Raw genomic sequence first — 13,041 nt, 5'->3', positions numbered from 1 at the left:
ATCAGGATTTGCGCTATTGCCAGCGCGCGGCGCGGCCCCTACACTAGAGCGGTGAATGACAGGCTTGTTATTTATGCATTTCCGACAATAAAAAACTTCCGGAGACTTTGATATGGAACGTCGTTCTTTCTTGAAAAAAGCAGCGGTCGGCGCCTCCGCCGGCGCGGCCATCGCCGCTCCGGCGCTGGCGCAGAGCGGGCATCCCGCCGTCAGCTGGCGCCTGGCGTCGAGCTTCCCGAAAACGCTGGACACCATTTTCGGTTCGGCCGACCAGTTCGTGAAGCGCGTCGCCGCGCTGACCGGCGGCAAATTCCAAATCCGCCAGTTCGCCGCCGGCGAAATCGTCCCCGGCCTGCAGGTGATGGACGCGGTCCAGGCCGGCACCGTGGAAATGGGCCACACGCCGTCCTACTATTACTTCGGCAAGGACCCGACCTTCGCCTTCGATTGCGCGGTGCCGTTCGGCCTGACCTCGCGCCAGCAGACGGCGTGGATGGACCAGGGCGGCGGACGCGAGCTGATGCGCGAGTTCTTCAAGGGCTACGGCATCATCAATTTCTTCGGCGGCAACACCGGCACGCAAATGGGCGGCTGGTATCGCAAGGAAATCAAGTCGGTCGCCGACATCAAGGGCTTGAAGATCCGCATCGCCGGTTTCGCCGGCCGCGTGATGGAGCGCATGGGCGCGGTGCCGCAGCAGATTCCGGCCGGCGACATCTACACGGCGCTGGAAAAAGGCACGATCGACGCGGCCGAGTGGGTCGGCCCGTACGACGACGAGAAGCTGGGCCTGGTCAAGGTGGCGCCGCATTACTATTCGCCGGGCTGGTGGGAGGCCGGGCCGCAGCTGTCGTTCTACATCAACATCAAGGAATGGGAAAAGCTGCCGAAGGAATACCAGGCGGCGATCGAGGTGGCCAGCTACGAGTGCCACGTCGTCATGCAGGCCGACTACGACGCCAAGAATCCGGCTGCGCTGGCGCGGCTGATGAAGAACGGCGCCAAGCTGCACAATTTCTCGAAGGACATCATGGACGCCGCCTACAAGGAGTCGAACGCGGTGATGGAGGAGGAGGCCGGCCGCAACGCCAAGTTCAAGAAGGTCTACGAGCCGTGGAAACGCTTCCGCCAGGACCAGAACCAGTGGGCCTCGGTGGCCGAGGCGACGATGCAGAACTATCTGATCGGCATCGGCCGCAAGTAGGCCCGCCTGCCGGCTACAAGGACCAGGCCGGGCCTGGTCGTTCGCGCCGGCGGCATGCGCCAGCGCAAGCGCGCGCCCCTTCAGTTTGCTATGTTCGATGGTGACCGCGCGCGCCGTGCGCCGGTTTGCCCGGGCCGGCGCGCGGCCCATCGAAGGGGGGCCGAGCATGGACAAGGGGCACGACCACGTCAAGCAGCTGGAACAGAAAATCGACGCGCTCAGCGACGCGCTGGCGCGCCTGGGGCAGGGCGCGACGCTGAAGGAATTGCTGCGCATCATACGTTTTCCCGGCTACACCACGCCGGCCGAGTTCGTCTTCAACGGCGCCATCCTCGACGCCATGCAGGCGCAGGTCGTCGCGCTCGACAAGCTGGGCCGGGACTTGCTGGCCGGCGCCAAGCTGGTGGTGAAGGACGCCGGCGCGGAACTGTAGCGGGCCGGCGGCGCTGGAAACCAAGCCAAGACGGGGAGCCGGGGTCAAGTCTTCTGGCCTTGGCGCGAGGGGGCGGACCCCGGGCTTACGCCTTTGGTGTCGACGACCCCGGCGCCGACGCCACCGCTATTGCTGCGGCGTATTTTTTTCTGGGCGCGCCCGACGAAACCGATTACACTGCTAGGTTGTCAATACACCCGGGAGTGGGCATGGTTTGGTCGCGTTGCTGCCTGTGCGCCGCACTGTTGTTGCCCGCGCACGCGCAGGCCCTCAAGCTGCGCCTGTGCGTCGACGCCCGGCCGCACCCGCCGTTCCTGACGCCCGACGGCGGCGGCTCGGTCGGTGCGCTGGTCAAGGCCGCGGCGGCCGAGGCCGGCGTCGGGCTGGAGCTGTACCACGCGCCGGTGACGCGCTGCCGCGAGGAGATCCGCGCCGGCCTGGCCGACGGCTATCCCAGCGCATCGTACACGCCGACTTGGCGCGAGCTGCTCGACTATCCAATGAAGAAGGGCCGCCCGGACCCGGGCCGCGCGGTGCTGTTCGTGCGCGTGCTGGCGTACCAGCGCAGCGGCGGCGGCGTCGGCTGGGACGGCCAACATTTCAGCAAGCTGAGCACTCCGGTGCTGGTCAGCTACGGCAGCGTGATGATCGGCGACCGCCTGGCCGCGATCCGGCAGCCGAGCGACGCCACCGGCAAGAACCTGGAGGTCAATTTCACCAAGCTGGCGGCCGGCCGCGGCGACGTCGCGCTCGGCTGGGAGAATGACGGCCAGGCCTTGCTGGAGAAGCTGGAATTCGCCGGCAAGGTGGAGCCGCTGGCGCTACCGTTCGCCGAGGAAATGTTCTACCTCGGCCTGTCGAAGCGCTTCGTCCAGGCCAACCCCGCCGCGGCCGAGCAGTTGTGGGCGGCGATCGGCCGCATCAAAAATCCCGCGAGCGCCGCCGACGCCGCCAAGACCCGCTAGCGCAGGCCGCCGAAACGCTGGTAAAACGCCTCCTCGGCCGGCGCGGCGCGCTCGTCCTCGCGCCGCAGCGTCGCCATCAGGTGCCCCTCGGCGCCGGTGTAGACCAGCCGGTACAGCGCGCGCGCCAGTTCGTAGGCGGCGCTGCCCGGCCACTGCGCCGGCAGCAGCTCCAGCGGCAGTTGCGGGTCGTGCAGCTGGACCCGGCGGTAGGCGTGGATCAGCAGCAGACGGATGACGAAGGCTTGCTCGGGCGCCACCGGGGCCGCCCGCAGCAGCGCCAGCAGCGGCTGGAACTGCGCGCTGAACTGTTCGTAACCGCGCGTCACGGCGGACAGGTCCCAGCCTTCGGCGACCATGTCGCGCAGCGGCCGCAGCGGCACGCCCGGCAGCTCGGTGGCGCGGCAGACGTACAGCTTGCCCTGCACGCCGTTGCGGCTGAGGATCTCTTCGAGCACCTCGGCGTCGGCGCCGGGGTGGCCGAAGATGCCCGGCGCAATCACGCTATACCCTTCCCACAGCAATTCCTTGCGCAGCGCGCCGCGCTCGGCCGCGGCGATGTTGCCGCCCGAGCCGATGATGATGGTCCAACTGCCGTCCCAGTGCGCCGCCAGCGGCGCGTAGATGCGCCGGTAGGCGCGCGCGAAACGCCGCCGCGCCGCCGGCATGATCGCGTAGGCGCTGCGGCGGCCGTCGCGTTGCGCCCCCAGCCAGCCCTCCTGCGCCAGGCGGAACACGCTGGTGCGCAACAGCCGGTCGTTGACGCCGAACGGCGCCAGCAGTTCGATCAGGCTGCCCAGCCAGACGACGCCGCCGTGCGGCACGATGGCGTCGCCGAAGATCGTCATCACCAGCGACTTCGAGCGCGGCGGGTCGGCCGCCAGAAAGTCGCTGATCCATTCGGTGCTGGTGCTGTCGCTCATCGGGCCCTTTGCGCAATCGCGCGTTCACATTCGAAGAAAGCAGGAGTTTACTTTGCCCTTGCATCGGCGCAGCATTATTTTTGCACGGGGCGCCGCAAACGTGCGCACGGGATACGGAATCTGTAAATGATTCAAATCAAGTGTATTCAAATATAATTTTGTATCGTATTATCCGTTCATCGCGTGTGCCTCGCTGCGCACCAAAACCGACATGGAGAGTGATCATGTACGCACAAATGGTTGAAACCGGTCTGAAGAACGTACGTTCGGCCGACGACATGGGCGCCGACGAACTGGCCTTCCAGGCCCGCATCGACGCCGGCATCAAGATCGAGGCGAAGGACTGGATGCCCGAGGCCTACCGCAAGACGCTGATCCGGCAAATTTCCCAGCACGCCCATTCGGAAATCGTCGGCCAGCTGCCCGAGGGTAACTGGGTGACGCGCGCGCCGACGCTGAAGCGCAAATCGATCCTGCTGGCGAAGATCCAGGACGAGGCCGGCCACGGCTTGTACCTGTACAGCGCCGCCGAGACGCTGGGCGTGTCGCGCGACGAAATGCTGGCCGCGCTGCATTCGGGCAAGGCCAAGTATTCCAGCATCTTCAACTACCCGACCCTGAGCTGGGCCGACATGGGCGCCGTCGGCTGGCTGGTCGACGGCTCGGCCATCATCAACCAGATTCCGCTGTGCCGCTGCTCGTACGGGCCGTACGCCCGCGCCATGATCCGCGTCTGCAAGGAGGAATCGTTCCACGCGCGCCAGGGCTACGACATCATGATGAGCCTGTGCAAGGGCTCGCCGGCGCAAAAAGCCATGGCGCAGGACGCGCTGAACCGCTGGTGGTGGCCGGCGCTGATGATGTTCGGCCCGTCCGACGCTGAGTCCGTCAACAGCGCCCAGTCGGCGCAGTGGCGCATCAAGCTGTTCTCCAACGACGAGCTGCGCCAGCGCATGGTCGACCAGACCGTGCCGCAGATCGAATACCTGGGCCTGACCGTGCCCGACCCGGACCTGAAATTCAACGCCGAGAGCGGCCACTACGAGTTCGGCGAGATCGACTGGTCCGAGTTCCACAACGTCTTGAAGGGCAACGGCCCGTGCAACAGGGAGCGCCTGCAAACCCGCGTCAAGGCCTACGAGGACGGCGCCTGGTTCCGCGACGCGCTGCTGGCCTACGCCGACAAACACGCCGACGTCAAAGCCGCGGCCTAATAAAATGAGAAGGGGATATTCATGAGCAAAGAATGGCCATTGTGGGAAGTCTTCATCCGCAGCCAGCACGGCCTGGCGCACAAGCACGTCGGCAGCCTGCACGCGTCCGACGCCGAAATGGCGGTCAACAACGCGCGCGACGTCTACACCCGCCGCAACGAGGGCGTCAGCATCTGGGTGGTGCGCGCCGCCGACATCGTCGCCAGCAGCCCGGGCGACAAGGGCGCGCTGTTCGAGCCGTCCAACAGCAAAGTGTATCGCCACCCGACCTTCTTCCCGATGCCGGAAGAAGTCAAAAACCTGTGACGCGCGGAGACCGTGATCGTGGATGATAAAGTCAATTACCTGCTGCGCCTGGGCGACAACGCGCTGATCCTGAGCCAGCAGCTGTCGCAGTTGTGCGGCAAGGGGCCGGCGATGGAAGAGGATATGGCGCTGACCAACGTCGCGCTCGACCTGCTGGGCCAGACCCGCCTGTGGCTTGACTACGCCGGCGAACTCGAAGGCCTGGGCCGCAGCGAAGACCAGCTGGCCTTCCTGCGCGACGCGCACGACTTCAAGAACTGCCTGCTGCTGGAGCAGGCGAACGGCAACTACGCCGACACCATCGTGCGCCAGTTCTACTTCGACACCTGGCACTACTTCCAGCTGCAGGGCCTGGCCAAGTCGGTCGACCCGCGCATCGTCGAAGTGGCCGAGAAGTCGCTCAAGGAAGTGACCTACCATTTGCGCCGCAGCGGCGACCTGGTGGTGCGCCTGGGCGACGGCACGGCCGACAGCCACGCCAAGACCCAGGCCGCCGCCAGCCGCCTGTGGCCCTACACCGGCGAGATGTTCAAGTACGACGCCGTCGACCTGGCGATGGTCGCGGCCGGCGTCGCCCCCGCCGCCGAGGAACTGCGCGCGCAATGGCTGGAGCACGTCGGCGAGATCTTCGCCGAGGCGACCTTGGCCATGCCGGCGCCGGACGCCTGGATGCAAAAGGGCGGCAAGCAGGGCACCCACACCGAGCACCTCGGTTTCCTGCTGGCCGAAATGCAGTTCCTGCAGCGCGCCTACCCGAACTCGGAGTGGTAGGTGGATACCGCGACGGTCAGCGCTGAACAGGTTTGGGACTGGCTGGGCGAGGTGCCCGACCCCGAGATCCCGGTCATTTCCGTGGTCGACCTGGGCATCGTGCGCGCGGTCGAGCTGCGCGGCGCCGAGTGCGTCGTGACCATCACCCCGACCTATTCCGGCTGCCCGGCGATGGCGGTGATCGCCGAAGCGGTGACGGCGGCGCTGCACGGCCACGGCGTCGCCAACGTGCGGCTGGTGAACCAGTTGTCGCCGGCCTGGACCACCGACTGGATGAGCGAGGGCGGCAAGGCCAAGCTGAAGGGCTACGGCATCGCGCCGCCGGCGCAGCAGGTGATCGACATCAGCGGCTTGAGCGCCGGCGTCAAGCGCCGCCCGGCGCCCAAGCTGGTGGTGGCGTGTCCGAACTGCGGCTCCAGCCACACCGAGTTGACCAGCCAGTTCGGCTCGACGCCGTGCAAGGCGCTGTACAAATGCGTCGATTGCCGCGAACCCTTCGATTACTTCAAGTGTCACTAGCGGCGGCCCGCCCGTCTGCAATGGAGAGCAAGACCATGAGCAAATTTTATCCGCTGTCCGTGTCCAAAGTCAGCAACGAAACGCGCGACACCATCGCCGTCACCTTCGCCGTGCCGGCGGAGCTGCAAGAGAGCTTCCGCTTCCAGCAGGGCCAGCACCTGACGCTGCGCGCCAACATCAACGCCGAGGACATCCGCCGCTCGTATTCGATTTGCTCGTCGGTGCAGGAGGGCGCGCTGCGCGTGGCCATCAAGCGCACCCCGGGCGGCGCTTTTTCAACCTGGGCCAACGACACCTTGAAGCCCGGCGCCACGCTGGAAGTGATGCCGCCGATGGGCCACTTCAACGTGCCGCTGGCGGCCGACAACCGGAAGCACTACCTGGCCTTCGCCGCCGGCAGCGGCATCACGCCCATCCTGTCGATCATCAAGACCACGCTGCTGGCCGAGCCGCACAGCCGCTTCACGCTGTTCTACGGCAACCGCGCCTCGTCCACGGTGATCTTCAAGGAAGAGCTGACGGATTTGAAGGACAGCTACATGGAGCGCCTCAACCTGGCCTACGTGATGAGCCGCGAGCAGCAGGACATCGACCTGTTCAACGGCCGCATCACCAAGGAAAAGTGCGAGCAGTTCCTGCGCCATTGGATCAACATCGAGGACTTCGACACCGCTTTCATCTGCGGTCCGGAAGACATGATGCTGGGCGTTTCGGCGGCGCTGCAGGCGGCCGGCATGGCCAAGCAGAACATCAAGATCGAACTGTTCGCCGCCAGTATTCCGAAGCACCAGCACAAGCCGCGCGCGCTCGACACCGCCGCGCACCAGGAGACCCAGGTCACCGTCATCATGGACGGCAACCACACCACCTTCACGATGGACAAGGACAAGGAATCGATCCTCGACGCCGGCCTGCGCCAGGGCATCGACATGCGCTACTCGTGCAAAGGCGGGGTTTGCTCGACCTGCCGCTGCAAACTGGTTGACGGCAAGGTCGATATGGATGTCAACTACGCGTTGGAGGATTACGAAATCGCCCGCGGCTTCGTGCTCAGTTGCCAAAGCTTCCCGGTGACCGACACCGTCGTGGTCGACTTCGACCAGGCCGAATAAAACTAGCCTACGCAGGGGACAGAAGGGGACAGACTCCGTACGGGGTCTGTCCCCGGTTCACACCACGCAACTACAACACTACCGAGACGCCCATGAACTACGAAAACATCCTCTTCGAGATCACCGACGGCATAGCCAAACTGACGCTGAACCGTCCCGACAAGTTGAACAGCTTCACCCAGGCGATGCACGAGGAAGTGCGCCACGCGATGGCGCAGATCCAGGCCGACAAAAGCGTGCGCGTGATGGTGCTGACCGGCGCCGGGCGCGGCTTCTGCGCCGGCCAAGACCTGTCCGACCGCGCCGTCGAGCCGGGTTCGCGCGGCGTCGACCTGGGCGACTCGGTGGAAAAAAACTACGCGCCGCTGGTGCTGGCGCTGCGCGCGCTGCCGATGCCGGTGATCTGCGCCGTCAACGGCGTCGCCGCCGGCGCCGGCGCCAACCTGGCGCTGGCCTGCGACATCGTGCTGGCGGCGCGCTCGGCCAGCTTCGTCGAAGCCTTCTGCCGCCTCGGCCTGATCCCCGACACCGGCGGCACCTACTTCCTGCCGCGCCTGATCGGCGGCGCCCGCGCCATGGGCCTGGCCATGCTGGGCGAAAAGCTGACCGCCGAGCGCGCCGAAAGCTGGGGCCTGATCTGGAAATGCTATCCCGACGAATGCCTGGCCGAGGAAACCATGGCGCTGGCCAGCCACTTCGCCAGCGCGCCGACCAAGGGCCTGGCCTTCACCAAGCAGGCGCTGTACGCCAGCCCGTCCAACAACCTGGAACAGCAGCTCAAGCTCGAATGCGGCATGATGAGCGAGCTGGGCAACAGCAACGACTACCGCGAAGGCGTCGCCGCCTTCATGGCCAAGCGCGTCCCTGAATTCAAGGGGAACTGAGCGATGAGCGCACTGACAGCAGGCAGCGTCGTCGCCGTCATCGGCAGCGGCGCCATGGGCGCCGGCATCGCCCAGGTCGCGGCGGCCGCCGGCTACCGCGTAAAACTCTACGACACCCGCCCCGAGGCGGTGACCAAGGCGCTGGCCGACATCGGCAAGATGTACCTGAAGCTGGCCGAAAAGGGCCGCATGACGGCCGAGCAGGCCAGCGCCGCGACGGCGCGCCTGCAAGCGGCCGGCGCGCTGGCCGAGGTGGCCGACGCCGCCCTGGTGGTCGAGGCCATCGTCGAAAACCTCGACGTCAAGCGCGCCCTGTTCGCCGAGCTCGAAGCGGTGGTGGGCGACGCCTGCATCCTGGCCACCAACACCTCGTCGATCTCGGTCACCGCCATCGCCGCCAAGCTGCGCCTGCCGCAGCGCCTGGTCGGCATGCACTTCTTCAACCCGGTGCCGTTGATGGCGCTGGTCGAGGTCATCAGCGGGCTGGCCACCGACGCAGGCGTCGCCGCGACGGTCCACGCCACCGCCGCCGCCTGGGGCAAGAACCCGGTGCACGCGAAATCGACGCCCGGCTTCATCGTCAACCGCGTGGCGCGGCCGTTCTACGCCGAGGCCCTGCGCCTGCTGACCGAGCAGGCCGGCGACGCCGCCACCCTCGACGCGGTGTTGCGCGAGGCCGGCGGCTTCCGCATGGGACCGTTCGAACTGATGGACCTGATCGGCCACGACGTCAATTTTTCGGTGACGCAGTCGGTCTTCCACGCCTACTTCAACGACCCGCGCTTCACGCCCTCGGTGCTGCAGCAGGAAATGGTCAACGCCGGTTTCCTCGGCCGCAAATCCGGCCGCGGCTTCTACCAGTACGGCGAGGGCGCCGCGGCGCCGCAGCCGCGCACCGAGGCGCCGCAGCCGCGCCCCGACTTCGTCAGCTACAGCCTGGAGGCGGGTAGCGGCGACGGCGGCGTCAGCGGCCTGCTGGCGCGGCGCCTGACCGCGGCCGGTTTCCACATCGCCAACCGCGACAGCGGCGCCGGCGAGCACAACGACCCGGCCCCGGCCTTCCATTGCAACGGCGCGGCGATCTACCTGAGCGACGGGCGCAGCGCCACCGAACGGGCGCGCGCCAATGGCCACCCCGACACCGTGCTGTTCGACCTGGCGCTGGACTACGCGACGGCCACGCGCATCGCCCTCAGCTGTGCGGACCAGTGCAGCCCGGCCGCCTGGCACGCCGCGGTCGGCCTGTTCCAGGGCGCCGGCTTCGCCGTCTCGCGCCTTGACGACGTGCCCGGCCTGGCCGTGATGCGCACCGTGGCGATGCTGGCCAACGAAGCGGCCGACGCCGTCAACCAGGGCGTCTGCACCGCCGCCGCCGTCGACGTGGCGATGCAAAAGGGCGTCAACTACCCGCGCGGGCCGCTGGCCTGGGCCGACGCCGTCGGCGTGGCGCACATCGCCACCGTGCTGCACAACCTGGCCGACAGCTACGGCGAGGACCGCTACCGCGTCGCGCCGCTGCTGCGCCGCAAACTCGCCACCAAAGGACGCTTCCATGCATAACCAGGGCCACCCCGTCGAAGCGCTGGCCCTGGCCCGGGCCGCCGGCGCCGCGATGTACGCGCGCGACCGCGCCAGCCAGGCCATGGGCATGCTGCTCGGCGAAATCCGCCCCGGTTACGCGCGCATGACGATGGCGGTGCGAACAGACATGCTGAACGGGCACCAGAGCTGCCACGGCGGCTATATTTTTGCGTTGGCCGACAGCGCCTTCGCATTCGCGTGCAACAGCCACAACCAAAACACTGTGGGCGCCGGTTGCACGATCGACTACCTGGCGCCCGGGCGCCAGGACGATGTGCTGACGGCGGAGGCGGTGGAGCAGGCGCTGGCAGGGAAAAGCGGCGTCTACGACGTCAAGGTCAGCAACCAGGACGGCCGCCTGATCGCGCTGTTCCGCGGCAAATCCATCCGCATCGCCGGCGAGGTCGTTCCCACGCACATCTGAAGCAAACATAGCGACCGCGCAGGCACCACGCGCAAGCACAACGAGGAGACTCCGATGGTTCAACGTACCCCCGCACCCGCCGACTTGGAAGCGATCGAACGCGCCAGCAGGGACGAACTGCAGGCGCTGCAACTGCAACGCATGAAATGGTCACTGCGCCACGCCTACGACAACGTGCCGCACTACCGCGCCGCGTTCGACGCCGCCGGCGTCCATCCGGACGACCTGAAGACGCTGGCCGACCTGGCCAAGTTCCCCTTCAGCGACAAGAAGACGCTGCGCGACAACTACCCGTTCGGCCTGTTCGCCGTGCCGCGCGAGCAGGTGGTGCGCATCCACGGCTCCAGCGGCACCACCGGCAAGGCCACCGTGGTCGGCTACACCAGGAACGACATCGACACCTGGGCCAACGTGGTGGCGCGCTCGATCCGCGCCGCCGGCGGGCGCGCCGGCGACATGGTGCACATCTCCTACGGCTACGGCCTGTTCACCGGCGGGCTGGGCGCGCACTACGGCGCCGAGCGGCTCGGTTGCACCGTCATCCCGATGTCGGGCGGCCAGACCGAGAAGCAGGTCCAGCTGATCTGCGACTTCAAGCCGGACATCATCATGGTGACGCCGTCGTACATGCTCAACATCATCGAGGAGTTTTCGCGCCAGGGCATGGACCCGGCCGAGTCCTCGCTGAAGGTCGGCATCTTCGGCGCCGAACCGTGGACCGAGGCCATGCGCGCCGAGATCGAAAGCCGCGCCGGCATCGACGCCGTCGACATTTACGGCCTGTCCGAGGTGATGGGCCCGGGCGTGGCCAGCGAGTGCATCGAGAGCAAGGACGGCCCGGTCATCTGGGAAGACCATTTTTACCCGGAGATCATCGACCCGGACACCGGCGCAGTGCTGCCGGACGGCGCCGAGGGCGAGCTGGTGTTCACCTCGCTGACCAAGGAAGCCATGCCGGTGATCCGCTACCGCACGCGCGACCTGACGCGGCTGCTGCCGCCGACCTCGCGGGCGATGCGCCGCATCGGCAAGATCACCGGCCGCTCCGACGACATGCTGATCATCCGCGGCGTCAACGTGTTCCCGTCGCAGATCGAAGAGCTGATCCTGAAGATGCCGAAACTGGCGCCGCACTACCAACTGGTGGTGTCGCGCGAAGGCCACCTGGACAAGCTCGACGTGATCGGCGAACTGCGCCCGGAGGTGTCCGGCAAGCTGAACGCATCCGACACCGCGGCGCTGGCGAATGAACTGTGCCACCAGATCAAAACCTACGTCGGCGTGACGACCGGGGTGCGCCTGCTGGCGGCGGGCAGTATCGAACGCACGCTGACCGGCAAAGCCAGGCGCGTGGTCGACAAGCGTCCGAAAACCCCGGCATGAAGCGTAGGTCGGATTAGCGCGGCGTAATCCGACGCGGCGCCGCCGACGCCAACTAAACTGGCAATGACAATGACAACGAAAACTGGAGCAAAAATAGTGAACGAAGCCTTTATCTGTGACGCGGTGCGCACCCCGTTCGGCCGCTACGGCGGCTCCCTGGCCGGCGTACGCGCCGACGACCTTGGCGCGCTGCCGATCGCCGCGCTGATGGCGCGCAACCCCGGCGTCGACTGGAGCCTGGTCGACGACGTCTACTACGGCTGCGCCAACCAGGCCGGCGAAGACAACCGCAACGTCGGGCGCATGTCGGCGCTACTGGCCGGCTTGCCGGTCGAGGTCCCGGCCAGCACCATCAACCGCCTGTGCGGCTCCAGCCTGGACGCGGTCGGCATGGCCGCGCGCGCCATCAAGGCCGGCGAGGCCGAGCTGGTCATCGCCGGCGGCGTCGAAAGCATGACGCGCGCGCCCTTCGTCATGGCCAAGGCCGACAGCGCCTTCTCGCGCGCCGCGAAAATCGAAGACACCACCATGGGCTGGCGCTTCGTCAACGCCCAGATGAAGGCCAAATACGGTATCGACAGCATGCCCGAGACGGCCGAGAACGTGGCCGAGGAATTCGGCGTCAGCCGCGCCGACCAGGACGCGCTGGCGCTGCGCAGCCAGCAGCGCTGGGCCGCCGCCCACGCCGCCGGCGTCTTCGCCAACGAGATCGTGGCGGTCTCGCTGCCGCAAAAGAAGGGCGATCCGAAAATCTTCGCGGTCGACGAGCATCCGCGCCCGGACACCAGCTACGAGGGGCTGGCCAAGCTGAAGGGCGTGGTGCGGCCCGACGGCGGCGTCACCGCCGGCAACGCCTCCGGCTTGAACGACGGCGCCTGCGCGATCCTGCTGGCCTCCGGCGCCGCCGCCGACAAGCACGGCCTGAAGCGCCGCGCCCGCGTGCTGGGCATGGCCACCGCCGGGCTGGCGCCGCGCATCATGGGTTTCGGCCCGTCGCCGGCGACGCGCAAGGTGCTGGCGCAGACCGGCCTGGGCATCGAGCAGATGGACGTGATTGAATTGAACGAAGCCTTCGCCGCGCAGGCGCTGGCGGTGACGCGCGACCTCGGCCTGGCCGACGACGCCGCCCACGTCAACCCGAACGGCGGCGCCATCGCCGTCGGCCATCCGCTGGGCGCCTCCGGCGCGCGGCTGGTGATGGCGGCGCTGAACCAGCTCGAACGCACCGGCGGCCGCTACGCCTTGTGCACCATGTGCATTGGCGTCGGCCAGGGCATCGCGCTGATTATCGAACGCGTGTAGCACAACGTCGGTCGGGTTACGCC

Annotated in this window: 14 protein-coding genes; 13 read left to right on the top strand and 1 reads right to left on the bottom strand. The window is 67.2% G+C overall.

The window, feature by feature from the left end:
* Nucleotides 1-112 precede the first annotated feature (112 nt).
* From JANGC3_RS0115735 to JANGC3_RS0115725, 3 genes are all read left to right on the top strand, one after another.
* The gene (locus JANGC3_RS0115735) at nucleotides 113-1,204 is read left to right on the top strand and encodes a TRAP transporter substrate-binding protein (RefSeq protein ID WP_026133040.1); all 1,092 of its coding nucleotides are present in this window, start codon (nucleotides 113-115) and stop codon (nucleotides 1,202-1,204) included.
* A gap of 166 nt (nucleotides 1,205-1,370) precedes the next feature.
* Nucleotides 1,371-1,637 carry a hypothetical protein gene (locus JANGC3_RS29440; protein ID WP_035788736.1) on the top strand — a complete coding sequence of 89 codons (267 nt, stop codon included), beginning with the start codon at nucleotides 1,371-1,373 and terminating at the stop codon, nucleotides 1,635-1,637.
* 209 nt (nucleotides 1,638-1,846) lie between these two features.
* Nucleotides 1,847-2,602: a hypothetical protein gene (locus JANGC3_RS0115725; protein ID WP_017877449.1), complete on the top strand. Its 756-nt coding sequence runs from the start codon at nucleotides 1,847-1,849 to the stop codon at nucleotides 2,600-2,602.
* Here JANGC3_RS0115725 and paaX read toward each other — a convergent pair.
* Nucleotides 2,599-3,522, bottom strand: a complete 924-nt coding sequence (gene paaX / locus JANGC3_RS0115720; protein ID WP_017877448.1) for a phenylacetic acid degradation operon negative regulatory protein PaaX — start codon at nucleotides 3,520-3,522, stop codon at nucleotides 2,599-2,601. The genes JANGC3_RS0115725 and paaX overlap by 4 nt on opposite strands.
* A gap of 224 nt (nucleotides 3,523-3,746) precedes the next feature.
* Between paaX and paaA the strand changes: the two genes are divergently transcribed.
* The 10 genes from paaA (at nucleotide 3,747) to pcaF (ending at nucleotide 13,018) form a co-directional block, all read left to right on the top strand.
* Nucleotides 3,747-4,736 (top strand): 1,2-phenylacetyl-CoA epoxidase subunit PaaA, encoded by a 990-nt coding sequence (gene paaA, locus JANGC3_RS0115715; RefSeq protein ID WP_026133039.1) that lies wholly within the window; start codon nucleotides 3,747-3,749, stop codon nucleotides 4,734-4,736.
* 21 nt (nucleotides 4,737-4,757) lie between these two features.
* The gene (paaB, locus tag JANGC3_RS0115710; protein WP_026133038.1) at nucleotides 4,758-5,042 is read left to right on the top strand and encodes a 1,2-phenylacetyl-CoA epoxidase subunit PaaB; all 285 of its coding nucleotides are present in this window, start codon (nucleotides 4,758-4,760) and stop codon (nucleotides 5,040-5,042) included.
* An 18-nt stretch (nucleotides 5,043-5,060) separates the two neighbouring features.
* On the top strand, nucleotides 5,061-5,813 hold the full coding sequence (paaC, locus tag JANGC3_RS0115705; RefSeq protein ID WP_026133037.1) for a 1,2-phenylacetyl-CoA epoxidase subunit PaaC: 753 nt from the start codon (nucleotides 5,061-5,063) through the stop codon (nucleotides 5,811-5,813).
* Nucleotides 5,814-6,332, top strand: coding sequence for a 1,2-phenylacetyl-CoA epoxidase subunit PaaD (gene paaD / locus JANGC3_RS0115700; RefSeq protein WP_017877444.1), 519 nt, complete (start codon nucleotides 5,814-5,816; stop codon nucleotides 6,330-6,332).
* 35 nt (nucleotides 6,333-6,367) lie between these two features.
* Nucleotides 6,368-7,444 (top strand): 1,2-phenylacetyl-CoA epoxidase subunit PaaE, encoded by a 1,077-nt coding sequence (gene paaE, locus JANGC3_RS0115695; protein ID WP_026133036.1) that lies wholly within the window; start codon nucleotides 6,368-6,370, stop codon nucleotides 7,442-7,444.
* A 92-nt stretch (nucleotides 7,445-7,536) separates the two neighbouring features.
* Nucleotides 7,537-8,328: a 2-(1,2-epoxy-1,2-dihydrophenyl)acetyl-CoA isomerase PaaG gene (paaG, locus tag JANGC3_RS0115690; protein ID WP_017877442.1), complete on the top strand. Its 792-nt coding sequence runs from the start codon at nucleotides 7,537-7,539 to the stop codon at nucleotides 8,326-8,328.
* A 3-nt stretch (nucleotides 8,329-8,331) separates the two neighbouring features.
* Nucleotides 8,332-9,888 carry a 3-hydroxyacyl-CoA dehydrogenase PaaH gene (gene paaH, locus JANGC3_RS0115685; RefSeq protein WP_017877441.1) on the top strand — a complete coding sequence of 519 codons (1,557 nt, stop codon included), beginning with the start codon at nucleotides 8,332-8,334 and terminating at the stop codon, nucleotides 9,886-9,888.
* Complete coding sequence (paaI, locus tag JANGC3_RS0115680) at nucleotides 9,881-10,333, top strand: hydroxyphenylacetyl-CoA thioesterase PaaI (protein ID WP_017877440.1); 453 nt, start codon at nucleotides 9,881-9,883, stop codon at nucleotides 10,331-10,333. Before paaH ends, paaI begins: the two co-directional genes overlap by 8 nt.
* Before the next feature lie 54 nt (nucleotides 10,334-10,387).
* Nucleotides 10,388-11,716, top strand: a complete 1,329-nt coding sequence (paaK, locus tag JANGC3_RS0115675; protein ID WP_026133035.1) for a phenylacetate--CoA ligase PaaK — start codon at nucleotides 10,388-10,390, stop codon at nucleotides 11,714-11,716.
* 96 nt (nucleotides 11,717-11,812) lie between these two features.
* On the top strand, nucleotides 11,813-13,018 hold the full coding sequence (gene pcaF / locus JANGC3_RS0115670) for a 3-oxoadipyl-CoA thiolase (protein ID WP_017877438.1): 1,206 nt from the start codon (nucleotides 11,813-11,815) through the stop codon (nucleotides 13,016-13,018).
* Nucleotides 13,019-13,041 lie beyond the last annotated feature (23 nt).

This window comes from Janthinobacterium sp. CG3 (assembly GCF_000344615.1).
Lineage (GTDB): Bacteria > Pseudomonadota > Gammaproteobacteria > Burkholderiales > Burkholderiaceae_D > Janthinobacterium.
This window is presented reverse-complemented; position numbering and strand designations above follow the sequence as displayed.

Excerpts from the sequence above, each read along its gene's own strand:
- paaX (WP_017877448.1), bottom strand. The coding sequence starts at position 3,522 with ATGAGCGACAGCACCAGCACCGAATGGATCAGCGACTTTCTGGCGGCC.
- JANGC3_RS0115725 (WP_017877449.1), top strand. The coding sequence starts at position 1,847 with ATGGTTTGGTCGCGTTGCTGCCTGTGCGCCGCACTGTTGTTGCCCGCG.
- paaK (WP_026133035.1), top strand. The coding sequence starts at position 10,388 with ATGGTTCAACGTACCCCCGCACCCGCCGACTTGGAAGCGATCGAACGC.
- JANGC3_RS0115735 (WP_026133040.1), top strand. The coding sequence starts at position 113 with ATGGAACGTCGTTCTTTCTTGAAAAAAGCAGCGGTCGGCGCCTCCGCC.
- paaH (WP_017877441.1), top strand. The coding sequence starts at position 8,332 with ATGAGCGCACTGACAGCAGGCAGCGTCGTCGCCGTCATCGGCAGCGGC.
- paaA (WP_026133039.1), top strand. The coding sequence starts at position 3,747 with ATGTACGCACAAATGGTTGAAACCGGTCTGAAGAACGTACGTTCGGCC.
- paaE (WP_026133036.1), top strand. The coding sequence starts at position 6,368 with ATGAGCAAATTTTATCCGCTGTCCGTGTCCAAAGTCAGCAACGAAACG.
- JANGC3_RS29440 (WP_035788736.1), top strand. The coding sequence starts at position 1,371 with ATGGACAAGGGGCACGACCACGTCAAGCAGCTGGAACAGAAAATCGAC.
- paaG (WP_017877442.1), top strand. The coding sequence starts at position 7,537 with ATGAACTACGAAAACATCCTCTTCGAGATCACCGACGGCATAGCCAAA.
- paaI (WP_017877440.1), top strand. The coding sequence starts at position 9,881 with ATGCATAACCAGGGCCACCCCGTCGAAGCGCTGGCCCTGGCCCGGGCC.
- paaB (WP_026133038.1), top strand. The coding sequence starts at position 4,758 with ATGAGCAAAGAATGGCCATTGTGGGAAGTCTTCATCCGCAGCCAGCAC.